General features: G+C 69.9%; 23 protein-coding genes. 11 read left to right on the top strand and 12 right to left on the bottom strand.

The genetic code is table 11. The features are described 5' to 3' along the window. Nucleotides 1-2 precede the first annotated feature (2 nt). Nucleotides 3-416 (top strand): DUF805 domain-containing protein, encoded by a 414-nt coding sequence (locus tag QE401_RS04570; RefSeq protein WP_307137083.1) that lies wholly within the window; start codon nt 3-5, stop codon nt 414-416. Nucleotides 417-437: 21 nt separating this feature from the next. Here QE401_RS04570 and urtE read toward each other — a convergent pair whose 3' ends face one another. From urtE to urtA, 5 genes are all read right to left on the bottom strand, one after another. Further along, on the bottom strand, nt 438-1130 hold the full coding sequence (urtE, locus tag QE401_RS04565) for an urea ABC transporter ATP-binding subunit UrtE (protein ID WP_307137082.1): 693 nt from the start codon (nt 1128-1130) through the stop codon (nt 438-440). A gap of 3 nt (nt 1131-1133) precedes the next feature. Continuing rightward, complete coding sequence (gene urtD / locus QE401_RS04560) at nt 1134-1871, bottom strand: urea ABC transporter ATP-binding protein UrtD (RefSeq protein WP_307137081.1); 738 nt, start codon at nt 1869-1871, stop codon at nt 1134-1136. Beyond that, complete coding sequence (gene urtC / locus QE401_RS04555) at nt 1868-2968, bottom strand: urea ABC transporter permease subunit UrtC (RefSeq protein ID WP_307137080.1); 1101 nt, start codon at nt 2966-2968, stop codon at nt 1868-1870. The genes urtD and urtC overlap by 4 nt, the downstream gene beginning before the upstream one ends. Further along, nucleotides 2965-4518: an urea ABC transporter permease subunit UrtB gene (gene urtB / locus QE401_RS04550; protein ID WP_307137079.1), complete on the bottom strand. Its 1554-nt coding sequence runs from the start codon at nt 4516-4518 to the stop codon at nt 2965-2967. Before urtB ends, urtC begins: the two co-directional genes overlap by 4 nt. Nucleotides 4519-4659: 141 nt before the next feature. After that, nucleotides 4660-5904, bottom strand: a complete 1245-nt coding sequence (gene urtA, locus QE401_RS04545; RefSeq protein ID WP_307137078.1) for an urea ABC transporter substrate-binding protein — start codon at nt 5902-5904, stop codon at nt 4660-4662. A 174-nt stretch (nt 5905-6078) separates the two neighbouring features. On the opposite strand from urtA, the gene QE401_RS04540 reads away from it, so the two are divergent. From QE401_RS04540 to pncA, 10 genes are all read left to right on the top strand, one after another. Continuing rightward, entirely contained in the window at nt 6079-9414 is a 3336-nt protein-coding gene (locus tag QE401_RS04540) for a hybrid sensor histidine kinase/response regulator (protein ID WP_307137077.1), read from the top strand. Then, a complete protein-coding gene (locus tag QE401_RS04535; protein ID WP_307137076.1) occupies nt 9407-10333 on the top strand; it encodes a response regulator transcription factor in 927 nt (308 codons plus the stop codon). The genes QE401_RS04540 and QE401_RS04535 overlap by 8 nt, the downstream gene beginning before the upstream one ends. Nucleotides 10334-10363: 30 nt before the next feature. Next, nucleotides 10364-11200 (top strand): urease accessory protein UreD, encoded by an 837-nt coding sequence (locus tag QE401_RS04530; protein ID WP_307137075.1) that lies wholly within the window; start codon nt 10364-10366, stop codon nt 11198-11200. A 48-nt stretch (nt 11201-11248) separates the two neighbouring features. Then, on the top strand, nt 11249-11551 hold the full coding sequence (locus QE401_RS04525) for an urease subunit gamma (protein ID WP_007003032.1): 303 nt from the start codon (nt 11249-11251) through the stop codon (nt 11549-11551). A gap of 11 nt (nt 11552-11562) precedes the next feature. Next, nucleotides 11563-11868, top strand: coding sequence for an urease subunit beta (locus tag QE401_RS04520; RefSeq protein WP_307137074.1), 306 nt, complete (start codon nt 11563-11565; stop codon nt 11866-11868). A 2-nt stretch (nt 11869-11870) separates the two neighbouring features. Next, nucleotides 11871-13583 carry an urease subunit alpha gene (gene ureC / locus QE401_RS04515; RefSeq protein WP_307137073.1) on the top strand — a complete coding sequence of 571 codons (1713 nt, stop codon included), beginning with the start codon at nt 11871-11873 and terminating at the stop codon, nt 13581-13583. 162 nt (nt 13584-13745) lie between these two features. Beyond that, complete coding sequence (locus QE401_RS04510; protein WP_307137072.1) at nt 13746-14315, top strand: urease accessory protein UreE; 570 nt, start codon at nt 13746-13748, stop codon at nt 14313-14315. Continuing rightward, nucleotides 14200-14988, top strand: coding sequence for an urease accessory UreF family protein (locus QE401_RS04505; protein WP_475638070.1), 789 nt, complete (start codon nt 14200-14202; stop codon nt 14986-14988). The genes QE401_RS04510 and QE401_RS04505 overlap by 116 nt, the downstream gene beginning before the upstream one ends. Next, nucleotides 14985-15623, top strand: coding sequence for an urease accessory protein UreG (ureG, locus tag QE401_RS04500; RefSeq protein ID WP_307137071.1), 639 nt, complete (start codon nt 14985-14987; stop codon nt 15621-15623). The genes QE401_RS04505 and ureG overlap by 4 nt, the downstream gene beginning before the upstream one ends. Next, nucleotides 15620-16237 (top strand): bifunctional nicotinamidase/pyrazinamidase, encoded by a 618-nt coding sequence (gene pncA, locus QE401_RS04495; protein WP_307137070.1) that lies wholly within the window; start codon nt 15620-15622, stop codon nt 16235-16237. Before ureG ends, pncA begins: the two co-directional genes overlap by 4 nt. 107 nt (nt 16238-16344) lie before the next feature. Here the strand turns inward: pncA and QE401_RS04490 are convergent, their stop codons facing one another. From QE401_RS04490 to QE401_RS04460, 7 genes are all read right to left on the bottom strand, one after another. Continuing rightward, entirely contained in the window at nt 16345-17187 is an 843-nt protein-coding gene (locus QE401_RS04490) for a fumarylacetoacetate hydrolase family protein (RefSeq protein ID WP_307137069.1), read from the bottom strand. Between the two features lie 22 nt (nt 17188-17209). Then, nucleotides 17210-17959 (bottom strand): SDR family oxidoreductase, encoded by a 750-nt coding sequence (locus QE401_RS04485; RefSeq protein ID WP_307137068.1) that lies wholly within the window; start codon nt 17957-17959, stop codon nt 17210-17212. Nucleotides 17960-17966: 7 nt separating this feature from the next. Continuing rightward, nucleotides 17967-19748, bottom strand: coding sequence for an IlvD/Edd family dehydratase (locus tag QE401_RS04480; RefSeq protein ID WP_307137067.1), 1782 nt, complete (start codon nt 19746-19748; stop codon nt 17967-17969). A gap of 219 nt (nt 19749-19967) precedes the next feature. Beyond that, nucleotides 19968-20162: a hypothetical protein gene (locus tag QE401_RS04475; RefSeq protein ID WP_307137066.1), complete on the bottom strand. Its 195-nt coding sequence runs from the start codon at nt 20160-20162 to the stop codon at nt 19968-19970. Nucleotides 20163-20320: 158 nt separating this feature from the next. Further along, complete coding sequence (locus QE401_RS04470; RefSeq protein ID WP_040611944.1) at nt 20321-20527, bottom strand: cold-shock protein; 207 nt, start codon at nt 20525-20527, stop codon at nt 20321-20323. 202 nt (nt 20528-20729) lie between these two features. Next, nucleotides 20730-21782: an alpha/beta hydrolase gene (locus tag QE401_RS04465; protein WP_307137065.1), complete on the bottom strand. Its 1053-nt coding sequence runs from the start codon at nt 21780-21782 to the stop codon at nt 20730-20732. A 184-nt stretch (nt 21783-21966) separates the two neighbouring features. Next, on the bottom strand, nt 21967-23565 hold the full coding sequence (locus QE401_RS04460) for an ABC transporter substrate-binding protein (protein WP_307137064.1): 1599 nt from the start codon (nt 23563-23565) through the stop codon (nt 21967-21969). Nucleotides 23566-23730 lie beyond the last annotated feature (165 nt).

The raw sequence follows: 23730 nt of genomic DNA, 5'->3' as shown, positions 1-23730 counted from the left end.
GCATGGGGCTGAAGAGCTGGTTGTCCTTCCGCGGCCGCATTCCGCTCAGCACCTATTGGCTGGCCTATCTGCTGCCGCTGCTCGGCGCCTACATCCTGGCGGTGGTGCTGGATGCCTGGATCTTCGGCGCCGAGTGGCGGGTGCTGCCCGGGCTGGTGCCCACGGTGGAGGCCGCCGGCTACCGGTTCGAACTGCGCCTCGGCGGCGGCATGCTGGCCGAGGCGGTGTTCTGGCTGAACTGCATCCCCGGCTTCGCCGGCGCCACCAAGCGCTGGCATGATCGCGGCCGCAGCGGCTGGTGGTCGCTGCTGATCCTGCTGCCGATCATCGGCTGGATCTGGATGTTCATCAGCCTGTGCTGCCGCGACGGGGTGCGCGGCCCCAACCGCTACGGCCCCGACCCGCTGGAGGGCTGAAAGGAGAGGGCCTGAGCGCGGCTAGACGGTCAGCAGCCGCCGCACCGCCTCCTCCTCCAGCGAGCCGGCGAGGCCGGCCAGCGCCACCTCCCCGCGCACCATGATGGCCAGCTGGTCGCCGAGCTCGCGGGCGAATTCGTAATACTGCTCGACCAGTACCACCGCCATGTTGCGGCTCTTCGCCAGCAGCGCGATGACGCGGGCGATGTCCTTGATGACATTGGGCTGGATGCCCTCGGTCGGCTCGTCGAGGATCAGCAGGCGCGGCCGCGCGGTCAGCGCGCGGGCGATGGCCAGCTGCTGCTGCTGCCCGCCCGAGAGGTCGCCGCCGCGCCGGCGCAGGAACTGCTTCAGGATTGGGAAGAGCTCGAACACGTCGTCCGGCACCTTGCTGCCGCGCGGGGCGGCGGCCAGGGCGGTTTCCAGATTCTCCCGCACGGTGAGAAACGGAAAAATCTCGCGCCCCTGCGGCACATAGCCGATGCCGGCGCGCGCCCGGTCGGCGGCGGAGAGGCTGGAGACATCCCTTCCCTCCCAGAGGATGCGCCCGCCCCTGATGCGCTCCAGCCCGACAATGGCGCGCATCAGCGAGGATTTGCCGACGCCATTGCGCCCCAGCACGCAGGTGATGGCGCCCGGATCGGCACCGAGGGAGACGCCGCGCAGCGCCCGGCTGGCGCCGTAGAAGAGATCGATATTCTCGACACGCAGCATGGTTCAGCGCCCCAGATAGACTTCGATGACGCGCGGGTCGTTCTGCACATGGTCGATGCTGCCCTCGGACAGCACCGAGCCCTCGCACAGCACCGTCACCTTCTCGCCCAGCGCGCGGACGAATTCGAGGTCATGCTCCACCACCACCACGCTGCGGCTGCCGGCGATGCGGCGCAGCAGGGCGGCGGTGTGCTCGGTCTCCTGGTCGGTCATGCCGGCCACCGGCTCGTCCACAAGCAGAAGCTGCGGCTCCTGCATCAGCAGCATGCCGATCTCCAGCCATTGCCGCTGGCCGTGGGAGAGGATGGCGGCGCGGTCGGCGGCGCGCTCGGCCAGGCCGATCTCCTCCAGTACCGTCTCGATCTTCCGCCGCGCCTCGCCGGAGAGCACCCAGCGCAGGCAGGACCAGGGGTCGCGCGGCGCCTTCAGCGCCAGTTCCAGATTCTCAAACACCGTCAGCGCGTCGAACACCGTGGGCTTCTGGAATTTCCGGCCGATGCCGAGATTGGCGATGGTCGCCTCGTCCAGCTTCGTCAGGTCGCGCTCGCCGAAGGTGACGGTGCCCGCGGTCGGGCGCGTCTTGCCGGTGATGATGTCCATCATCGTCGTCTTGCCGGCGCCGTTCGGGCCGATGATCGCCCGCAGCTCCCCGGGCTCGACGATGAGGGAGAGATTGTTCAACGCGCGGAAGCCGTCGAAGACCACCGAGACGCCGTCGAGATAGAGGCGCGCGCCGCTCACTTGCCCTCTCCCTTCTGCAGCAGCCCGACCAGGCCGCGCGGCAGGAACAGCGTCACCGCCACGAACAGCCCGCCAAGGACGAACAGCCAGAGATCGGGGGCGAAGGAGGTCAGCCAGGTCTTGATGGCATTGACCGAGAAGGCGCCGACCAGCGCGCCCACCAGCGTGCCGCGCCCGCCGACGGCGACCCAGACCACCGCCTCGATCGAGTTGCCGGGGCTGAACTCGCCCGGGTTGATGATGCCGACCAGCGGGGTGTAGAGCGCGCCCGCCAGCCCCGCCAGCATGGCGGAGAGCACGAAGACCGAGAGCTTCACCCGCGTGGTGTCGTAGCCCAGGAAGCGCACGCGGCTTTCGGCGTCGCGCACCGCCACCAGAACGCGGCCGAGCTTGGAGCGGGTGACATGGCGGCAGAGCAGCAGCGCGCCCACCAGCGCCAGCAGCGCCGCGTAGAACAGCGCCGCGCGCGCCGCGGCCGTGTTCAGCGGCAGGCCCAGCAGCTCCTTGAAATCGGTGAAGCCGTTATTGCCGCCAAAGCCCATATCGTTGCGGAAGAAGGCCAGCATCAGCGCATAGGTCATGGCCTGGGTGATGATGGAGAGATAGACGCCGGTGATGCGGCTGCGGAAGGCGAGGTAGCCCACCAGCCCCGCCAGCAGCCCCGGCACGACCAGAGCCATGGCGAAAGCAAAGGGGAAACTGGAAAAACCCCACCAGTACCAGGGCAGCTCGGTCCAGCCGAGGAAGACCATGAAATCCGGCAGCACCGGATGGCCATAGACGCCGCGCGGGCCGATCAGCCGCATCAGATGCATGCCGATGGCATAGCCGCCGAGCGCGAAGAAGGCGCCATGGCCGAGGCTGAGAATGCCCGCATAGCCCCAGGCCAGGTCGATCGCCAGCGCCAGGATGGCGTAGCAGATCCATTTGCCCGAGACGGCGACGGTGAAGTCGGAGACATAGAGGGCGGCATCCGGCGGCAGCCGGTTCAGCACCGGCAGCAGCGCCAGCACCGCGAGGCCGGCCAGCAGCAGGCCGCGCAGGATGGTGCCGGGCGCCGGGCGCAGACGCTGCGGCACGGAGACAGAGGCGCTCATTGCTCGGCCGCCCTTCCCTTCAGCGCGAACAGGCCCTTCGGCCGGCGCTGGATGAACAGCATGATGCCGACCAGCACGGCGATCTTGGCCAGCACCGCGCCGGCCCAGGGCTCCAGCATCTTGTTGACGATGCCCAGCGTGAAGGCGCCGATCATGGTGCCGGCGAGCGAGCCCACGCCGCCGAACACCACCACCATGAAGCTGTCGATGATGTAGCCGGTGCCGAGATTGGGCGAGACATTGTCGATCTGGCTGAGCGCGACGCCGGCCATGCCGGCGATGCCCGAGCCGAAGGCGAAGGTCATGGCGTCGACCCGCCCGGTGCGGATGCCCATGGTGGCGGCGATGCGGCGATTCTGCACCACCGCGCGCATCTCCAGACCGAAGCGGGTGAAGCGGATGGCCGCGACCGTCAAACCCAGCACAACCAAACTGAAAAAAATAATCCAGAGGCGGTTCTGGGTGACCTCGATGCCCCCGGGCAGCAGCAGGGTGCCCTGCATCCAGGCGGGGCTGACCACTTCGCGATTCTGCGCGCCGAAGATCAGCCGCACCGATTGCTGCAGGATCATGCCGACGCCGAAGGTCATCAGCAGCGTCTCCAGCGGCCGGCCATAGAGGTGGCGGATCAGCCCGCGCTCCAGCGCGACGCCCACCGCCGCCGTCACCAGGAAGGCCGCGGGCACCGAGAGCGGCAGGGAGAGCGGGGCGAGCGCCGGGATGCCGCGCAGCGCCTCCTGCACCACCACCGTGGTGTAGGCGCCGAGCATCACCATCTCGCCATGCGCCATGTTGATCACGCCCATCACGCCGAAGGTGACGGCGAGGCCAAGCGCCGCCAGCAGCAGGATGGAGCCGAGGGAGAGGCCCTGGAAGGCCGTCTCCGCCGCGCGCTTCAGCTGCAGCCGGCGGTCGATGGCGGCGACCGCCTGGTCGATCTCGGGCGCCAGCGCGGCATTGGCGGCGCGCGCCTCCAGCAGCACCGCGCGTGCCTCGGGCGAGTTGGCGCCGCCGAGCAGGATGATGCCCTGGCGCTTCGCGCTCTCCTCCGGCGCGGCGAGGCGCGAGGCGGCCAGCGCCAGCTCCATCACCGGGCGGATGCGGGCGGAGCTCTCACGGCCCAGCGCATCCTCCAGCAGCATGACATTCTCGGCGCTGCGGCTGCGGAACAGGCCCTCGGCCGCCGCCAGCCGCTCCGCCTCCACCGGGGAGAGCAGCTGCAGCCGGCCGAAGGCGCCGCGCAGCGCGCCGCGCACGCGGTTGTTGATGCGGATGGTCTCGCCCGCCTCGGTGCTGGCGGCGCCGGTCGCGGCCTCGCGCAGTGCCTCGCCCTCGCGGATCAGCAGCGTGCCGTCGGGGCGCTTCTGCAGCCGCCCATCGGCCAGCGCCTGCAGCACCGGCAGGGCGCGCGGGTCGCCCAGCGCGCCGAGCCGCTCCACCGCCTCGGCCTGGGCGGCGAAATTGCCCGCCAGCCCGGCCAGCGCGGCGGTGAAACCATCCTGCGCGCGCGCCGGCAGCGCCAGCAGCAGCAGGACCAGCAGGTATTTCATCGCACCATCCGGCTGCCGCCGTCCCTCTCCGAAGCGGTTCGCCGCGCCGGGGCGGAGGGGTCTCCGTCCCGGCGCGGCGTTGCCGTGTGGGCCATGGCCTTGGTTGTGTGCTGGAGGGCCATGGCCTCTGCGTCGCCAGACTCAGCCGCGGCGGCGGTTGGCGTTCTCGGGGATGAAGGGCGACCAGTTCTCCGCCTTGATGGCGGTGGGCGTCTTGTAGACGACGTTGAACTGGCCGTTCTCCATGATCTCGCCGATCATCACCGGCTTCGACAGGTGGTGGTTGTCGAACATCTCCTCGGTGTAGCCGCAGGGCGCCTCGACCTTCTGGCCGTACATGGCGGTGCGCACCGCATCGACCGAGGTGGTGCCGGCCTTGGCCACCGCCTGCGCCCACATGCGGAAGCCGGTATAGGTGGCCTCCATCGGGTCGTTGGTGACGCGCTTCGGGTTCTTGATGTAGGCGGCCCACATCTGCTTGAACTGGGCGTTCACCGGGCTCTCGACCGACATGAAGTAGTTCCACGCGGCCAGGTGGCCGACCAGCGGCTTGGTGTCGATGCCGGCCAGCTCCTCCTCGCCCACCGAGAAGGCGACGGAGGGGATGTCCTCGGCGCGGATGCCCTGGTTGCCCAGCTCGCGGTAGAAGGGGACATTGGCGTCGCCATTGATGGTCGAGACGATGGCGGTCTTCTTGCCCTCGCCGGCGAAGCGCTTGACGCGGCTGACGATGCCCTGCCAGTCGGAATGGCCGAAGGGCGTGTATTCCTCCATGATGTCGGCATCCGAGATGCCCTTGGAGTTCAGGAAGGCGCGCAGGATGCGGTTGGTGGTGCGCGGATAGACATAATCGGTGCCGAGCAGCGCGATGCGCTTCGCCCCGCCGCCATCATCGCTCATCAGATATTCCACCGCCGGGATCGCCTGCTGGTTCGGCGCGGCGCCGGTGTAGAAGACGTTGCGCGACTGCTCCTCGCCCTCATACTGCACCGGGTAGAAGAGCAGGCCGTTCAGTTCCTCATAGACCGGCAGCACGGATTTGCGGGAGACCGAGGTCCAGCAGCCGAAGGTGACATCCACCTTGTGGACCTGCAGCAGCTCGCGCGCCTTCTCGGCAAAGAGCGGCCAGTTGGAGGCGGGGTCGACCACCACCGCCTCGACGCGGCGGCCGAGCAGCCCGCCCTGGCTGTTGATCCACTCGACCATCATCAGCACCGTGTCGCGCAGCGCCGTCTCGCTGATCGCCATGGTGCCGGAGAGGGAGTGCAGCACGCCGACCTTGATCGGCGCGCCTTGCGCGAAGGCGGGGCGGATGGCCGGCATGGCCAGCGCGCCGGCGGCGCCGGCCAGCAGGGCGCGGCGGGAGACGATAAGCCTCTGGGTCATGGATCGCTTCTCCTGGGGAGGCGGACGCTGCCGCCCCGCATGGCGCTGATCCTCGCCCTGGCGTGAGGTCGGGCGTTATACGTCAAATGACGTAGGCGGGGCGCGCTTGACCCTGGGCGCGCCCTGGCCCCACTCTCGCCCTACCCCGAGAGCAGGCCAGGACCACCACCCCGCATGGCGACCCGCCAGCGCATCCTGCGCATCCGGCGCGACTACAATCGCTGGGTGGCCGATGAGAGCATGGAGGATTACGCGCTCCGCTTCACGGCGGAGAGCGCGCGCAAATGGTCGGCCTTCCGGGTGGCCAACACCGCCCTCGGCTCGATCTCCTTCCTGGCGCTGGAGGCGATCGGCGGCGCGCTGACGGTCGCGCATGGCTTCACCAACAGCGTCGCCGCCATCCTCTTCGTCTCGGTGCTGATCTTCCTGGCCAGCCTGCCGATCTGCCACGCCGCGGCGCGCGCCGGGGTGGATATCGACCTGCTCACCCGCGGCGCCGGCTTCGGCTATATCGGCTCCACCGTCACCTCGCTGATCTATGCCAGCTTCACCTTCATCTTCTTCGGGATCGAGGCGGTGATCCTGGCGGCGATGCTGGACAGCTTTTTTTCAGTTCCGCTCTGGCTGGGATACATCCTGTGCGCCGTGGTGGTCGTGCCGCTGGTCACGCATGGCATCAGCTTCATCAGCCGCGTGCAGACCTGGACCCAGCCGGTCTGGCTGCTGCTGAACGTGCTGCCGCTGATCGCGCTGCTGGTCGCCAACCCGGACTGGATCGAGGGCTGGACGCAGTATGCGGGCGAACGCGGCACCGGCGGCTTCGACCTGCTGGCCTTCGGCGCCGCCGCCTCGGTGCTCTTCGCGCTGATCACCCAGACCGGCGAGCAGGTCGACTATATCCGCTTCCTGCCGCCGCGGGAGCGCCAGAAGCCCTGGGTCTGGTGGGGCGCGCTGCTGGCCGGCGGCCCGGGCTGGATCGCCTTCGACGTGCTGAAGCTGCTGGCCGGCTCCTTCCTCGCCTATGCCGCGCTGCGCGCCGGGCTGTCGGTGGCCGAAGCCGTGCAGCCGGCCGAGATGTACCGCCTGGCCTTCGGCTATCTGCTGGCCTCGCCCACTTTGGTGCTGATCGTCACCTCCGTCTTCGTGGCGCTGTCGCAGATCAAGATCAACGTCACCAACGCCTATGCCGGCTCCCTCGCCTGGTCGAATTTTTTTTCCCGATTGACCCATAGCCATCCGGGGCGGGTGGTCTGGCTGGTGTTCAACATCGCCGTCGCCCTGCTGCTGATGGAGCTCGGCGTCTACAACACCATCGAGCAGGTGCTGTTCGTCTATTCCAACGTCGCCGCGGCCTGGATGGGCGCGCTGGTGGCGGACCTCGCCATCAACAAGCCGCTCGGCCTCAGCCCGAAGGGCATCGAGTTCAAGCGGGCGCATCTCTACGACGTCAACCCGGTCGGCGTCGGCGCCATGTTTCTTTCGGTCATAGGCTCGTTCCTCGCCTATTACGGGGTGCTGGGCGCGCTGGCCCAGGCCATGTCCACCTTCATCGCCTTCGGCATCGCCTTCGCCGCCGCCCCGGCCATCGCCTGGGCCACGGGCGGCCGCTACTATCTGGCGCGCAAGCCGCGCGCCGCCTGGGCGCAGCGCCCGGGGCTGCACTGCGTCATCTGCGAGCATGAGTTCGAGCCGCGCGACATGGCCTATTGCCCGGTCTATACGGGCCCGATCTGCTCGCTCTGCTGCTCGCTCGATGCGCGCTGCGGCGATGGCTGCAAGCCGCATGCAAGGCTCTCCGCCCAGATCATGACGCCGCTGCGCGCCGCCCTGCCGGAGGGCGTGATCGCCGCGCTGCTGACGCCGGTCGGCTCCTTCATGCTGGTCTTTCTGTCCTTTGCCGCGACCATCTCCCTGGTCTTCCTCGGCATCCGGGCGCAGACGCCGGCCAGCGCGCATCTCGACACCGCCTTCTGGAAGGCCTTCTTCGTGCTGCTGGTGATCGGCGGCATCACCGCCTGGGCGCTGGTGCTGGCGCGGCAATCCCGCCTGGTGGCGCAGGAGGAAACCCGCCGCCAGACCAGCCTGCTGATGAGCGAGATCCGCGCCCATCAGCGCACCGACGCCGCGCTCCAAAAGGCCAAGGAAGCGGCCGAGGCCGCCAATCTGGCGAAAAGCCGCTACGTCATCGGCATCAGCCACGAGCTGCGCTCGCCGCTGAACGCCATCCTGGGCTATGCCCAGCTGCTGGAGCGCGACACCGCCATCCCGGAGCGGCGGCGCGACGGGCTGCGCACCATCCGCCGCAGCGGCGAACACCTGGCGGCGCTGATCGAGGGGCTGCTCGACATCTCCAAGATCGAGGCCGGGCGGATCGAGCTGTATCGCGACGAGATCCGCTTCCCCGAATTCCTCGACCAGATCGTGCAGATGCTGCGGCTGCAGGCGGAGGCGAAGAGCATCGCCTTCACCTTCGACCCGCCCGAGCGCATGCCGGAGGTGGTGCACACGGATGAGCGCCGGCTGCGGCAGATCCTGATCAACCTGCTCTCCAACGCCATCAAATTCACCCGCGCCGGCGGCGTCACGCTGCGGCTGCGCTTCCGCTCCGAGGTCGCCGAGATCGAGGTGATCGACACCGGCATCGGCATCGCCGAGGAGGATCTCGCCCGCATCTTCGAGCCCTTCCAGCGCGGCGCCAATTCCCACGCCCCCTCCACCCCCGGCGTCGGCCTCGGCCTGACCATCACCAAGACGCTGGTCGAGGTGATGGGCGGCGACATCGCGGTGTGGAGCCGGCTCGGCGAGGGCAGCCGCTTTCGGGTGCGGCTGCTGCTCTCCGGCAAGACGCTGCGCCCGGTGGAGGCCGAGCGCCCGGTCACCGGCCGGCAGGATGCGCAGCGCCCGCTGAAGGTGCTGGTGGCCGATGACGATGCCGCGCATCGCGCCCTGGTGCGCGACCTGCTGGAACCGCTGGGCTTCGCGGTGCGCGAGGCCGCAGATGGCGCCGAATGCCTGGCCCTCGCGCGGCAGGAGGCGCCGGATCTCTACCTGCTCGACATCGCCATGCCGGGCATGACGGGGTGGGAGCTGGCGCAGCGCCTGCGCGAGGCCGAGGGGGAGCGCGTGCCGATCCTGATGGTCTCGGCCAATGCGCTGGAGCTCGCGCCGCCGCGCGAAGGCCAGCATCATGACGACGTGCTGCCGAAGCCGCTCTCGCTGCCCGCGCTGCTGGAGAAGATCGGCGCGCTGCTCGGTGTCACCTGGACCTTCGCCGATCCCGCCCCTGCCCTGCCGGCGCCGGGCACGGCGCGGCTCAGCCCTGCCCAGGCGGCGGGGCTGCGCCAGCTCGCCGCCATCGGCTATGTCGGCGGCCTGCGCGAGCGGCTGGACACGCTGGAGCGCGAGGCCCCCGAGGCGGCGCCGGCCATCGCCGAGCTGCGCGGCTATATTTCCGAATACCGGCTGGACGCCTTCCTGGCCGCGCTGCCGCAGGAGGCCCCCGATGCCTGACCGCCTTCCCGACCGGCCCGGCGAGCGCCGCGACATCGTGCTGGTGGTCGATGACGCGCCCGGCACGCTCGGCCTGCTGAACGACACGCTGGAGGGCGCCGGCTACATGGTGCTGGTGGCGCAATCGGCCGCCGCCGCCATGAATGTGATCGAGCGCATCACCCCCGACATCGTGCTGATGGATGCGGTGATGCCCGGCATGGACGGGTTCGAGGCCTGCCGCCGCATGAAGCGCAACGCCGCGCTGATCTCGGTGCCCGTCATCTTCATGACCGGGCTCACCGAGAGCGAGGATGTGGTGCGCGGCTTCGATGCCGGCGGTGTCGACTATGTCATCAAGCCGGTGGCACCCGACGAGGTGCTGGCGCGCATCGGCGCGCATCTGGCCAATGCGCGGCTGACGCGCAGCGCGCATGCGGCGCTCGACGTCGCCGGGCGCTACCTGCTGGCGGTGGATCGCGAAGGCGCCGTGCTCTGGGCCACGCCGCAGGCCGGCGCGCTGCTGCGCGCCACCTGCCCCGAGGACGAGGATTCGCCGCTGCTGCTGCGCCTGCCGGGCTGGCTGCCGCTGGCCGAGGGCGAGGCGCCGCGCCTCCCGCCCGTGGCGCTGTCCGATGGGCGGCAGGTGGAGTTCCACCATGTCGGCCAGATCGGGCCGGAGGAGCTGCTGCTGCGCGTCACCGCCCTGGCGCCGGGGCGGGAGGAAAGCGTGCTGCGCGACCGCCTCGGCCTGACGGCGCGCGAGGCCGAGGTGCTGCTGTGGATCGGCCGCGGCAAGGCCAATCGCGACATCGCCGAGATCCTGGTGATGAGCCCGCGCACGGTGAACAAGCATCTGGAGGGGATTTTCGCCAAGCTCGGCGTCGAGAACCGCGCCGCCGCCGCGGCGCTGGCGGTGCGGGTGCTGGGGCATGGCTGAGCGGCCCGCGCCTTGCATGGGGCGGCGCCGATGAGCCTGCCCCTGCCCCGCCACCAGCGCGCCCATGGCCGCGCCGAGCTGCATTTCGCACCCGACCCCGCCGCCCCACAGGGTGGCGCGCGGCTGCGCCACCTCTACCAGGCGGCGCCGCTGCGGGTGCTGTTTCCGCGCCCCGAGCCCGGCGCCTGGCCGGAGGCCGCTTTGGTCAATGTCGGCGGCGGGCTGGCCGGCGGCGACAGCCTCTCCACCCTGGCGCGGATCGAGGCAGGCGCTGCCGCGACCCTGACCACCCCGGCGGCCGAGAAGCTGTATCGCAGCCTGGGCGAGGCCAGCGCCATCGACACCGAGCTGCATGTCGAGGACGGCGCCACGCTGGAATGGCTGCCGCAGGAGACCATCCTGTTCGACGGCGCCCGGCTGCAGCGACGCATGCGCGCCTCTCTGGCCCCCGGCGCAAGGCTGCTGGCGGCCGAGATGCTGGTCTTCGGCCGCGCCGCGCGCGGCGAGGCGATGCGGAGCGGCGCGCTCTTCGATTCCTGGCGGCTCTGGCGCGGCGGGCGGCTGCACTGGGCCGATGCCACCGCCTTCGACACGCCGGAGGCGGCGCTGGCGCGCCCTTTCGGCTTCGGCGGCGCCGGCGCCACCGCCCTGCTGCTGCTGGCCGCGCCGGAGCCCGAGGCGCTGGCGGCGCGCGAGGCGCTGCGCGAGGCCGGCCATGCCGCGACCATCGCCCGCCCCGGCCTGGTGCTGGCGCGCTGGACCGGCGCCGCCACAACCGTGCGCCAGGCGCTCTGCGCCGCCATTCCGGTGCTGCGCGCGCTCACGCCCGGGCGCCCGGCCCGCCTGCCGCGGCTGTGGACGACATGAGGAAAGCCGCCGCAGAATGACCCCAAATCTTGGCAGCAGGACCGCCCGATGCTTCTGACCCCGCGCGAGAAGGACAAGCTGCTGATCGCCATGGCGGCCGAGGTGGCGCGCAAGCGCCTGGCCCGCGGCGTGAAGCTGAACCATCCGGAGGCGGTGGCGCTGATCACCGATTTCGTCGTCGAAGGCGCGCGCGACGGCCGCAGTGTCGCCGAGCTGATGCGCGACGGCGCCAGCGTGCTGAGCCGCGAGCAGGTGATGGAAGGCATTCCCGAGATGGTGCACGAGATCCAGGTGGAGGCCACCTTCCCGGATGGCACCAAGCTCGTCACCGTGCACAACCCGATCCGCTGAGGAGAGGCGCCATGATACCGGGTGAGATCATCACCGCCCCGGGCGAGATCGAGCTGAATGCCGGGCGCGACAGCATCGAGATCGAGGTCGCCAACAGCGGCGACCGCCCCGTGCAGGTCGGCAGCCACTACCATTTCGCCGAGACCAATCCGGCGCTGCGCTTCGACCGCGCGGCCGCGCGCGGACGGCGCCTCGACATCGCCGCCGGCACCGCCATGCGCTTCGAGCCGGGGCAGAGCCGCATGGTGCGGCTGGTCGGCTTCGCCGGCGCGCGCATCATCCACGGCTTCCGCGGCGAGACCGAGGGGAGCGTCTGAGCATGCCCACACGCCTCTCCCGCGCGGCCTATGCCGGCATGTATGGCCCGACCACCGGCGACAGGATCCGCCTCGCCGATACCGAGCTCTTCGCCGAGGTGGAGCGCGACCTCACCACCTATGGCGAGGAGGTGAAGTTCGGCGGCGGCAAGGTGATCCGCGACGGCATGGGCCAGTCGCAGCGCACCCGCGCCGAGGGCACCATGGACACGGTGATCACCAACGCGCTGATCATCGACCATTGGGGCATCATCAAAGCGGATGTGGGTCTGCGCGACGGGCGCATCGCCGCCATCGGCAAGGCCGGCAACCCGGACACCCAGCCGGGGGTCGACATCGTCATCGGCCCGGGCACCGAGATCATCGCCGGCGAGGGGCGCATCCTGACCGCCGGCGGCATCGACCCGCATATCCATTTCATCTGCCCGCAGCAGATCGAGGAGGCGCTGGCCTCCGGCGTCACCTCGATGTTCGGCGGCGGCACCGGGCCCGCGCATGGCACGCTGGCGACCACGGTCACGCCGGGGCCCTGGCACATGGCCCGCATGCTGCAGGCGGCGGAGAGCTTCCCCGTCAATCTCGGCTTCCTCGGCAAGGGCAATGCCGCCCTGCCGGCGGGGATCGAGGAGGTGATCCGCGCCGGCGCCTGCGCCCTGAAGCTGCATGAGGATTGGGGCACCACGCCGAAGGCGATCGACAATTGCCTCTCGGTCGCCGATGCCTTCGACGTGCAGGTGGCCATCCACACCGACACGCTGAACGAGAGCGGCTTCGTCGAGGACACGATCCGCGCCATCGGTGGCCGCGCCATCCAGGCCTTCCACACCGAGGGCGCCGGCGGCGGCCATGCGCCGGACATTCTGCGCGTCATCGGCGAGCCGAATTTCCTGCCCAGCTCGACCAACCCGACCATGCCCTACACGGTGAACACCGTGGACGAGCATCTCGACATGCTGATGGTGTGCCACCATCTCGACCCGCGCATCGCCGAGGATGTGGCCTTCGCCGAAAGCCGCATCCGCAAGGAGACCATCGCGGCCGAGGACATCCTGCACGACATGGGCGCCATCTCCATGATGTCGTCCGACAGCCAGGCGATGGGGCGGGTGGGCGAGGTCATCATCCGCACCTGGCAGACCGCGCACAAGATGAAGGTCCAGCGCGGGCGCCTCGCGGGCGAGACCGGCGACAACGACAATCTGCGCATCCGCCGCTACATCGCCAAATACACCATCAACCCGGCCATCTCGCAGGGCGTCTCGGCGCATGTGGGCAGTATCGAAGTTGGCAAGCTGGCCGATCTGGTGCTGTGGAACCCAGCCTTCTTCGGCGTGAAGCCCGATTTCGTGCTGAAATGCGGCAGCATCGCCATGGCGCCGATGGGCGATCCCAACGCCTCCATCCCGACGCCGCAGCCGGTGCATTACCGGCCGATGTTCGGCAGCTTCGGCAAGGCGATGCGGGCCGGCGCCGTCACCTTCGTCTCCGCGGCCTCGCTGGAGAGCGGCGACCTGGCCGGGCGGCTCGGGCTGGAACGCATGCTGCTGCCGGTGCAGAACACGCGGGCCATCCGCAAGCGCGACATGGTGCTGAACGACGCCCTGCCGAAGCTGGAGGTGGACCCGGAGACCTATGAGGTCCGCGCCGATGGCGAGCTGCTGATCTGCGAGCCGGCCAAGGTGCTGCCAATGGCGCAGCGATACTTCCTGTTCTGATTTCTTTCGGGCTGCCGCAATCCGGCATCGAAGCGGGACGCCACACTGGGCCGATGCGGTTGTTGTGAGTGAAGCGATCCCGTCCCGGCCGTGACCGGCAGCGGGCAGAAAAAGGAAGGGGGTTTGGGGGAATTCATTCCCCCAACCTTCTGGAGAAGACGGATGACCGAAGACCTCCCCCGCGCCACCCAGGTGCTGCCAGCCGGCCAATGGCAGGCGCGCACCGCGCGCGACAGCATCCTGGTGGATTTCGACGACCGGCACCGCCGGCGGAAGCGCTACCAGGGCCAGAAGGGCCTGGCCTTCCTGCTCGACCTGCCGGAGGCGACCGTGCTGCGCGAGGGCGACGGGCTGCTGCTGGAGGGCGGCGGCGTCATCCTGGTGCAGGCGGCGCCGGAGCCGCTGGTCGAGATCCGCGCGCAGGATCCGCTGCATCTGACGCGGCTGGCCTGGCATCTGGGCAACCGGCACCTGCCGGCCGAGATCAGCGCCGAGCGCATCCTGATCCGCGCCGACCATGTGATCGAGCGCATGCTGCAGGGCCTGGGCGCGACGCTGGCCAAGGTGGAGGCACCCTTCAACCCGGAGGGCGGCGCCTATGGCGAACATAACCGCCATGCCGGTCATCATCACCATGACCACGCGCATGGGCATGATCACGACCATGGGCATGACCACGGCGAATGCGGCCACGACCATCACGGCCATGACCACCACCACCATCACCACTGAGGCGACGCTCCAGCGCCTGCTGACCTGGCTGTCGCCCTTCTATCCGGTCGGCGCCTACACCTACAGCCATGGGCTGGAGATGGCGGTGGAGGATGGCGCGGTGACCGACCGCGCCGGGCTGCTGGCCTATCTGCGGGCGGTGCTGGAGGTGGGCGCGGGCCGCATCGACGGCGCACTGCTGGCCGCCGCCTGGCGCGCCGCCGAGGCGGATGACGACACCGCGCTGGACGATGTGGCGGAGCTGGCCGCCGCCTGGCGCGGCACGGCGGAGACGGCGCTGGAGACCATGGCCCAGGGCAGCGCCTTCCTGAAGGTGACGCTGGCCGCCTGGCCGGAGCCGCGCCTGGCGGGTTTCGCCGCGCGGCAGGGCGGCAATGTCGCCCATCCCGTGGCCTTCGGCGCGGCGGCGGCCTGGCAGGGCGTGCCGCTGCCGGTGGCGCTGTTCGGGTTTCTCTCGGCGTTTGCCGCCAATATCGTCTCGGCCGGGGTGCGGCTGGTGCCGCTGGGCCAGACGGATGGGCAGATCACCACCGCCCTGCTGCTGCCGCATCTGCAGGCGGCGACCGCGGCGGCGCTGCAGGCCGATCTCGACACGCTGGGCAGCGCGGCGCCGCTGCTCGACCAATTCTCCATGCGTCACGAGACGCAGTATACGAGGCTGTTCCGCTCATGAGCATTTCCGCCAACGGCCCCTTCCGCGTCGGCATCGGCGGCCCCGTCGGCTCCGGCAAGACGGCGCTGACCGAGCGCCTGTGCAAGCATCTGCGCGACACCCACAACATCGCCGTCATCACCAACGACATCTACACGCGCGAGGATGCCGAATTCCTCACGCGCAACGACGCGCTGGCGCCGGAGCGCATCATCGGCGTCGAGACCGGGGGCTGCCCGCACACCGCGATCCGCGAGGATGCCTCGATCAACCTCGCCGCCGTGGCGGAGATGAACCAGCGTTTTCCGGGTTTGGAGATCCTGCTGATCGAGAGCGGCGGCGACAATCTGGCCGCCACCTTCAGCCCGGAGCTGGCTGATCTGACCATCTATGTCATCGACGTCTCTGCCGGTGACAAGATCCCGCGCAAGGGGGGGCCTGGCATCACCCGCTCCGACCTGCTGGTGATCAACAAGATCGACCTGGCGCCGCTGGTGGGCGCCGATCTCGGCGTGATGGACCGGGATGCGAGGAAGATGCGCGGCCAGCGGCCCTTCATCTTCACCAACCTGAAGGCGCTGCAAGGCGTCGCCGAGATCGCCGATTTCATCCTGCAATCCGGCGGCATCGAGCAGCGGGCGAAGCCGGCGGCATGATCACCGGCACGGACCTGCTGCTGATCGTCGATGTGCAGCCGGATTTCATGCCGGGCGGCGCCCTGCCGGTGCCGGAAGGCGATGCGGTGCTGCCGGTGATCAACCGGTTGCAGGGGCGCTTCGCCAACATCGCCGCGACGCAGGACTGGCACCCGGCGGACCATGCCTCCTTTGCCAGCCAGCATCCCGGCAAGGCGCCGTTCGAGACCGTGCAGCTCGCCTATGGCGCGCAGGTGCTGTGGCCGGACCATTGCGTGCAGGGCACGCCGGGCGCCGCCTTGCACCCGGAGCTGGACAGCACACGCATCCAGATGGTGATCCGCAAGGGCTTCCGGCGCGGCATCGACAGCTACTCGGCCTTTCGCGAGAACGACCGCCAGACCAGCACCGGCCTGCATGGCTATCTGCGGGAGCGCGGCATCACGCGCATCTTCATCGCCGGGCTGGCGCGCGGCTATTGCACGGATTTCTCGGCCGAGGATGCGGCGGAGCTGGGCTATCGGGTGGTGCTGGTGGAGGATGCCTGCCGCGGCATCACGCCGGAGGCGACGGCCGCGGGGACGGAGCGGCTGCGGGCCTGTGGCGTGGAATTCATGAAGAGTTCTTTTTTGTAAAAAAGAACCAAAAAACTTCTTTCAGTTGGCGTCCCGCCTCAGGCCTGAAGCGGGACGCCAAACCGACAAAGTCTTTTTGCTTCTTTTTCTTCAGAAAAAGAAGATTCTTACCCTTGAATGGTCTTCTGCGTCTGCTCACCCAGCCCGCGGATGCCCAGCCGCATGCTCTGCCCCGCCTTCAGGAAGACCGGCGGCTTCTGCCCCATGCCCACGCCCGGCGGGGTGCCGGTGGAGATCACGTCGCCCGGGTGCAGCGTGATGAAGTGCGACACGTAGGAGACCAGCTTGGCCACGCCGAAGATCATCGTGCGGGTCGAGCCATCCTGGTAGCGGTGGCCATCCACCTCGCAGAACATGGCGAGGTCCTGCGGGTCCGGCACCTCGTCCTTCGTCACCAGCCAGGGGCCGAGCGGGCCGAAGGTGTCGTGGCCCTTGCCCTTGTCCCAGGTGCCGCCGCGCTCGATCTGGTGCTCGCGCTCGGAGACGTCGTTGCAGACGGCATAGCCCGCGACATGGTCCAGCGCGGCCTCCTCGGAGACGTTCTTGGCGCGGCTGCCGATGATGATGGCCAGTTCCACCTCCCAATCGGTCTTGACGCTGCCGGCCGGGATCATGACGTCGTCATTCGGCCCCTGCAGCGCGCCCAGCGACTTCAGGAAGATGATCGGCTCCTTCGGGATCGGCGCGCCGGTCTCCGCCGCATGGTCGGCATAGTTCAGGCCGATGCAGACGAAATTCGTCAGGCCTGTGACCGGCGGGCCCAGGCGTGGCGAACCCTCGACGCGCGGCAGGCTGGCGGGGTCGAGCGCCGCGAGCTTCGCCAGCCCCGCGGGGGAGAGCGCCTCACCCGCCAGATCCGGCACCACGCCGGAGAGGTCGCGGATCGCGCCCTCGGCATCCAGCAGGCCCGGCTTCTCCTGGCCCGGCGGGCCATAGCGCAACAGCTTCATGGTGCAGCGTTTCCCTCTGCGCTCAATTGGTCCAGCCACCGTCGATGACGATGGCCTGCGCGGTGACAAAAGCGGATTCCGGCGCGGAGAGATAGACCACCAGCGCGGCGATCTCCTCGGCCGTGGCCAGGCGGCCCATGGCCTGGCGGGCGACGAAGGCGGCGCGCGCGGCCTCCTCACTGCCCGCCGCCGCGGCATTGGCGGAGATGCGCTCGCCGAGCGAGGGCGTGTCCACCGTGCCGGGGCAGACGCAGTTGCAGCGGATGCCGCGCGCCACGTAATCGGCGGCGACGCTCTTGGTCATGCCGACCACGGCGGCCTTGGTGGCGCCATAGACGAAGCGGTTGGCGACACCCTTCACCGAGCCGGCGGCGGAGGCCATGTTGACGATGGCCCCGCCCCCCTGCGCCAGCATGCCGGGGATGACCGCCTGCATCACCTTCCACTGCGCGCGGACATTCAGCGCGAAGGCGAAATCCCATTCGGCATCGGTGCAGCTCTCGGCGGTGTTCTGGTGCACGAAGCCGGCGCAGTTGAACAGCACGTCGAAAGGTCCGTGGGCGGCGATGGCGTCGCGCACGGCGGCGTCATCCAGCACGTCCAGCGCCAGGGTGGTGATGCCCTGCGCCGCCAGTTCCACGAGTTTCCCGGCGTCGCGGTCGGTCGCCACGACCGTGGCGCCCTCCGCCGCATAGGCCAGGGCGGCGGCGCGGCCGATGCCCTGCCCCGCCGCCGTCAGGAAGCATTTTTTCCCGTTGAGACGTCCGGCCATCGGCGCCTCAGTGGTTGTGGCGGCTCTCGCCGCGCGTCTCGAGGATGTTGAGGTAGAGCGTCGCCGGCTCCAGGCAGCCGCCCTGGCCGAGCTGGCCCACCATGGAGCGGTAGATCTCCTCCCAGGGCGTCTTGTTCAGCAGCTTGGGCGGCGTCCAGGCGGCGCGGCGGGCCTCCAGCTCCTCGGGCGGGATCAGCACATCGACCTTGCGGGTCTTCAGGTTGATGCGGATCGGGTCGCCGGATTTCAGCAGCGCCAGGCCGCCGCCCACCGCCGCCTCGGGCGAGACGTTGAGAATGGAGGGGCTGGCGGAGGTGCCGCTCTGCCGGCCATCGCCCATGGTGGGCAGGCTGTGCAGCCCGGCCTTGATCATGGCGCCGGGCGGCTGCATGTTCACCACCTCGGCGCTGCCCGGATAGCCCACGGGGCCGCAATTGCGGATGACCAGCACCGTGTGCTCATCGACGCCGAGCGCCGGGTCCTCGATGCGGTCGTGGTAATCCTCCGGCCCCTCGAAGACGATGACCTTGCCCTCGAACACATCCTCGGGGTCGGAGAGGAAGCGCTTGCGGAATTCGGCGTCGATGACGCTGACCTTCATCACCGCGCTCTCGAACAGATTGCCCGACAGCACGACGAAGCCGGCCTGCTCCTTCAGCGGCTCGGCATAGGGGCGGATCACCTCGCGGTCCGGCAGCGGCGCGCGCTTGAGGTCCTCCTCCAGCGTCTGGCCGGTGACGGTCTTCACGCCGAGATGCAGCTTGCCGGCATCGGCCAGCTCCTTCATCACCGACTGCACGCCGCCACCGCGATAGAACATCTCTCCCAGGAAGCGGCCGGCGGGCTGGCAATCCACCAGCAGCGGAATCTCGGCGCCGATGGTCTGCCAATCCTCGGTGGAGAGCTCCACGCCCATATGCCGGGCGATGGCCACCAGATGCGGCGGGCAGTTGCTGCTGGCGCCGATGGCGCTGGCCAGCACGATGGTGTTCTCGAAGGCCTCGCGCGTCATGATGTCGCTGGGGCGGAGATTCTCCCGCACCATGTCGACGATGCGCATGCCGGTCGCATGCGCCATCTGGCCGCGCTCGCGATAGGCGGCGGGGATCGAGGCGCAGCCCGGCAGCGACATGCCCAGCGCCTCGGCCAGGGAGTTCATCGACAGCGCCGTGCCCATGGTGTTGCAATGCCCGACCGAGGTCGCGGAACTGGCCACCATCTGCATGAAGCCGTCATAGTTGATCTCGCCGGCGGCGAGCAGCTTGCGCGCCTCCCAGACGATGGTGCCGGAGCCGGAGAGCCGGCCCTTCCAGTGCCCGTCCAGCATCGGCCCGCCGGAGAGCACGATGGCCGGGATGTTCACCGTCGCCGCGCCCATCAGGCAGGCGGGCGTCGTCTTGTCGCAGCCGGTGGTCAGCACCACGCCATCCAGCGGATAGCCGTGCAGGATCTCGACCAGCGAGAGATAGGCCAGGTTGCGGTCCAGCGCCGCGGTGGGGCGCTTGCCGGTCTCCTGGATCGGGTGGATCGGGAATTCCAGCGGGATGCCGCCGGCGTCGCGGATGCCGGCCTTCACCCGCTCGGCCAGCGCCAGGTGGTGGCGGTTGCAGGGGGCGATGTCGCTGCCGGTCTGGGCGATGCCGATGATCGGCTTGCCGGATTGCAGCTCGCCCCGCGTCAGGCCGAAATTCAGGAAGCGCTCGATATAGAGCGCCGTCATGCCCGGATCCTCCGGGTCGTCGAACCAGCGCTGGCTGCGCAGCCGGAATTTTTTCTGGGTCTGGTCCATGCCCGCTTCTCCCCAATCGGGGGAAGCGTCGGCCGGGCCGCGGAGGCTGTCAACGCCTCGTCGGACAACAGGACAAGAGCCGCGCGGGCCGTGGCCCGGCGCAGCCCCGGAGACCGGTCTCAGGCACCCCTCAGCACGGTGCCGGAGCGCCGGCCCGATGCCCCGGATAGCCGGGCCGCCCTGAGGAGCGGCCCCCGCAGGCCCAGGCGACTCGGCGCCTCAGCGCGGCTCGGCTTCCTCTTCCGCCGGCGGCAGCACCACAGGCTCGCCCAGATCGGGGTCCTGGCCGGCCTCGATCGCGGCGCGGCGGCGGGCCCGCTCGGCCTCGCGCGCCTCGGCCTTGGCGGCGGCCTTGGCGTTCTTGGCGCGGTCCCGCTCGGCGCGCTGCTGGCCATAATTGGGCGTACGGGCCATGGGGCCTCTCCTCTGGATCGATCGCACCGGCCGCCCTTGCGGCGGGGCGCGCAAAAACAAGCCGGGCGCGCCGTCTCCGGCGCGCCCGGCGGTCATCGGCCGAAGCCGTGCCGGCCGCCCCAGGCGGGGCGGCTGGCTGCCAGGCCCGAAGCTGGGTCTCAGACCTGCTTCAGGTTGCCGGCGGAAACCTTGCCTTCACGGCCGCGCTGGAGCTCGAACTCCACGCGCTCGCCCTCGTTCAGGCCCTGCAGGCCGGCGCGCTGCACGTCGGAGATGTGCACGAACACGTCCTTCGAGCCGTCCTCCGGCTGGATGAAACCAAAACCCTTGGTCGGGTTGAACCACTTGACGGTACCAATCGGCATCACGGTGCTCCGTAACGAAGTTAGCCGCCCCGCAACATGCGCGGCGGATCAACCTTTGATGGGAACGGGCACCAGGCACGCCTCGCCCCGCCGAAGCGGGGGTCGTTGAGCGGAAACGCAGGCCGCAACCAAAACAGTCGACCCTTCCCATGTAGGCGCAGCCCGGCCGCGGAACAAGCATGACCGCAACCCTGCGGCGCGCTCAGCCGGCGATCGCCTCCTCCAGGAAGACCTGGACCGCCTGGAACAGCGCGCCACGGTTGCGCTCCAGCATGATGCCATGCGTGCCCTCCCCCAGCAGGACCAGGCGCTTGGCGGGGCTGCGGGTCAGCAGCGGGAACAGGGTGGTGGCCATGGCGGGCGGCGTGTCGCGGTCCCATTCGGCCAGCACCACCAAAGTGGGCGCGGTGATGGCGGCGGGGTCGTAATAGGGCTTGCCGGCCAGCCAGGTCTCCCGCGCATCGGCCAGCACGCCATTCGGCGCCCGCAGCACGGAGGGCACCTGGCGCATGCCCTCCGGGTCGGTGGCGAAGGTGGCGTCCGCCCAGTGCTCATACCAGCCGGCGGGGAACAGGCTGGCGCGCCTGTTCTCCGGCACGCCGTTGAACCAGCGCGCCCGCGCCTCGGCCCGGGTCACGCTGCGATAGGCGCCGAGCGCCTCCCCCGCCCCGGCGGCGACGGGCGAAGGCGCCTCGCGCAGCCATTGCGGGGCGTAGAGCACCAGCCGCTCGACCAGCGCCGGATTGTCGGCGGCGAAGCGCGCCTGCAGCGAGCTGCCCCAGGACCAGCCCAGATGCACCAGCTTGCCGATGCCGCGCCGCTCGCGGATGAAGGCGGCGGCCGCGGCGATGTCCTTCTGCGCCACCTCGCCGCGGGTCAGCGGCGGGCTGGCCCCGGCCGGCTGGCCCATCGCGGCCTCGCGCGTCGAGCGGCCGTAATTGCGCAGATCCAGGCACCAGACGTCGAAGCCGCGCCCGGCCATGTAGTCCATCCAGGAGACGCCGCCGATCGGCAGGTCGAAGCCGGTGCTGGCCGGGTAGGTGGCGCCGTGCAGGCAGAGCACGGTGCAGTCCGGGCGCGCTGACCCCGCCTGCTCCGGCCGCTTGTTGCGCAGATAGAGCTGGATGCCAGGATCGCCGCCGGGGATCAGGAATTCCTCGAAGGCGACACCCGCCGGCTGGGCGGTGGCCGGGCCGCTCGCGGCCAGCAGGGGGGAGGCGATCAGGGGCGCTGCGAGCAACATGCGTCGGTGCATGGCGGACTCCCGAAACGGCCCGCTTGGGCGCGGACTCGGGGGAAGCCTAGAGCCAAAAACCGCGCCCTGGCTATCGCGGGCGATGGCGCGGCGGTCGCCCGCCCCGGGAAGCGGCCGGGGCGGCGGCACCGCCCCGGCCGGGATCGCCCGGCGCGGGGAGAGCCCCGCGCCGGCCGCGCCGGGCTCAGCTATTGCCCGGCGTCACATCCATGGCGCGGGTCCGCTCATCCATGCGCGGGGCGTGGTTGAGGCTGCGCTTCACCGCCCAGGTGTTGACCAGCTGGTGCAGCGGGATGATGGCGACATCGTCCATCGCCATCTTCACCGCCTCGCGCAGCAGCTCCTCGCGCCGCGCATCGTCCAGCGTCGCGGTGGCGCGCGCCGTCAGCTCGTCCAGCGCCGGGTTGGCGTAGCGGCCGGCATTGTTGGCGCCGGTGCGCTTCTCCGTGTCGTAGGTCGCCAGGATGTTGACCAGGGCGTAGGAGGCCTCGCCGGTGGCGCTGCCCCAGCCGACCAGGCGCATGCCGAATTCCTGCCGGCTGGAGCGGACCGAGAAGGCCGACCAGGGCAGCGCCTCGACCTGGGTCTGCACGCCGACGCGGGTGAACATCTGCGCCACCGCCTGGGCGGTGCGGGCATCGTTCGGGTAGCGGTCATTCGGCGTGTGCAGCGTCATGCGGAAGCCGTTGGGGAAGCCGGCCTCGGCCAGCAGCCGGCGGGCGCCCTCCAGATCCTGGCGCGGCGGCGGCACCTGCGGGTTGTAGGAATAGGCCCCCGGCGGCAGCCACTGCCCGGCCGGCTGGGCGGTGCCCAGCATCACCCGCTCGGCCAGCGCCTCGCGCGAGATCGCCATGGACAGCGCCCGGCGCACCCGCAGATCGTTGAACGGGTTGGTCGTCAGCGGCTTGCCGTCATTGTCGGTGACGAAGATCGGGTTGTCGCTGCGCGAGCGGTCCGGCGCCAGGTAGATGACGCGCAGGCCCTGGATGCTGGTCAGCTTCAGCGAGGCCTCGCCGCGCAGGCCCGGAATGTCCGAGGAGGGCACGGTGTCGATGATGTCGACATCGCCGGCCAGGATGGCGGCGGTGCGCGCCGGCGGCGAGGAGATGACGCGGTAGTCGACCCTCTGCCAGGAGGGACGGCCGGCCCAGTAATTCTCGTTCCGCTCCATGATCACCCGGTTGCCGGGGGCGTAGGAGGAGAAGCGGTAGGGCCCGGTGCCGATCACGGCGCGGCCGGCATTGTACTCCTCGGTGGTGGCGTTCTGCCCGGCATGGCGGGAGATCACCGCGACCGAGGCGAAATCGGTCGGCAGCAGCGGATAGGGGCCGGGGGTGTGGAAGCGGATGGTCAGCGGGTCGATGATCTCGACGCGCTGCACGGCGCGCACGAAGGCGCCGAAGCCGCCCGGGCTGTTCGGCACGTTCGGCGTGCGCTGGATGGTGAAGGCGACATCCTCGGCGGTGAAGTCGCGCCCGTCATGCCATTTCACGCCGGCGCGCAGCTTGAACTCCCACACCGTCTCGGAGACGGCGCGCCAGGATTCGGCCAGCAGCGGGATCAGCTGCGCCTTGTCGTCGAACTCCACCAGCTTATCGAAGAAATGGCTGGCGACGCTGTTGTTGGGCGAGGCGTTGTAGAAATGCGGGTCGAGCGAGGTGACGGACCCGCCGATGGCGATGGTCAGGTTCTGCGCCTCGGCGCGCGGCGCGGCCGCCAGCAGGCCCAGCGCGGCGGCGCCGAGCAGCAGCGCGCGCTTCGGCGAAACACTCTTGGAACTCACGGTCTTCAGCCCCCTGGCCTTGGTTGTTTGGGGGTCCGGCAGCAAGAAGCATGCCTGCCCCGCGGAAATCGTGACACAAGGGCGCGAGTTCTGGCCAGCACCGCCTGGGGCTCGGAAACCGGTCCTCGTCTCGCTGCCTAAACATTCCGCAATCCGGCGGTGAAC

This window comes from Pseudoroseomonas cervicalis, from assembly GCF_030818485.1.
Lineage (GTDB): Bacteria > Pseudomonadota > Alphaproteobacteria > Acetobacterales > Acetobacteraceae > Pseudoroseomonas > Pseudoroseomonas cervicalis_A.
Note: the sequence above shows the minus strand (reverse complement) of the source record. Positions and strands in the feature narration are given on the sequence as shown.

What these genes read in the sequence shown, in the direction of transcription:
- QE401_RS04570 (WP_307137083.1), top strand. Translation starts at nt 3, where the DNA reads ATGGGGCTGAAGAGCTGGTTGTCCTTCCGCGGCCGCATTCCGCTCAGC.
- urtE (WP_307137082.1), bottom strand. Translation starts at nt 1,130, where the DNA reads ATGCTGCGTGTCGAGAATATCGATCTCTTCTACGGCGCCAGCCGGGCG.
- urtC (WP_307137080.1), bottom strand. Translation starts at nt 2,968, where the DNA reads ATGAGCGCCTCTGTCTCCGTGCCGCAGCGTCTGCGCCCGGCGCCCGGC.
- urtB (WP_307137079.1), bottom strand. Translation starts at nt 4,518, where the DNA reads ATGAAATACCTGCTGGTCCTGCTGCTGCTGGCGCTGCCGGCGCGCGCG.
- urtA (WP_307137078.1), bottom strand. Translation starts at nt 5,904, where the DNA reads ATGACCCAGAGGCTTATCGTCTCCCGCCGCGCCCTGCTGGCCGGCGCC.
- QE401_RS04540 (WP_307137077.1), top strand. Translation starts at nt 6,079, where the DNA reads ATGGCGACCCGCCAGCGCATCCTGCGCATCCGGCGCGACTACAATCGC.
- QE401_RS04535 (WP_307137076.1), top strand. Translation starts at nt 9,407, where the DNA reads ATGCCTGACCGCCTTCCCGACCGGCCCGGCGAGCGCCGCGACATCGTG.
- QE401_RS04530 (WP_307137075.1), top strand. Translation starts at nt 10,364, where the DNA reads ATGAGCCTGCCCCTGCCCCGCCACCAGCGCGCCCATGGCCGCGCCGAG.
- QE401_RS04525 (WP_007003032.1), top strand. Translation starts at nt 11,249, where the DNA reads ATGCTTCTGACCCCGCGCGAGAAGGACAAGCTGCTGATCGCCATGGCG.
- QE401_RS04520 (WP_307137074.1), top strand. Translation starts at nt 11,563, where the DNA reads ATGATACCGGGTGAGATCATCACCGCCCCGGGCGAGATCGAGCTGAAT.
- ureC (WP_307137073.1), top strand. Translation starts at nt 11,871, where the DNA reads ATGCCCACACGCCTCTCCCGCGCGGCCTATGCCGGCATGTATGGCCCG.
- QE401_RS04510 (WP_307137072.1), top strand. Translation starts at nt 13,746, where the DNA reads ATGACCGAAGACCTCCCCCGCGCCACCCAGGTGCTGCCAGCCGGCCAA.
- QE401_RS04505 (WP_475638070.1), top strand. Translation starts at nt 14,200, where the DNA reads ATGCCGGTCATCATCACCATGACCACGCGCATGGGCATGATCACGACC.
- ureG (WP_307137071.1), top strand. Translation starts at nt 14,985, where the DNA reads ATGAGCATTTCCGCCAACGGCCCCTTCCGCGTCGGCATCGGCGGCCCC.
- pncA (WP_307137070.1), top strand. Translation starts at nt 15,620, where the DNA reads ATGATCACCGGCACGGACCTGCTGCTGATCGTCGATGTGCAGCCGGAT.
- QE401_RS04490 (WP_307137069.1), bottom strand. Translation starts at nt 17,187, where the DNA reads ATGAAGCTGTTGCGCTATGGCCCGCCGGGCCAGGAGAAGCCGGGCCTG.
- QE401_RS04485 (WP_307137068.1), bottom strand. Translation starts at nt 17,959, where the DNA reads ATGGCCGGACGTCTCAACGGGAAAAAATGCTTCCTGACGGCGGCGGGG.
- QE401_RS04480 (WP_307137067.1), bottom strand. Translation starts at nt 19,748, where the DNA reads ATGGACCAGACCCAGAAAAAATTCCGGCTGCGCAGCCAGCGCTGGTTC.
- QE401_RS04475 (WP_307137066.1), bottom strand. Translation starts at nt 20,162, where the DNA reads ATGGCCCGTACGCCCAATTATGGCCAGCAGCGCGCCGAGCGGGACCGC.
- QE401_RS04470 (WP_040611944.1), bottom strand. Translation starts at nt 20,527, where the DNA reads ATGCCGATTGGTACCGTCAAGTGGTTCAACCCGACCAAGGGTTTTGGT.
- QE401_RS04465 (WP_307137065.1), bottom strand. Translation starts at nt 21,782, where the DNA reads ATGCACCGACGCATGTTGCTCGCAGCGCCCCTGATCGCCTCCCCCCTG.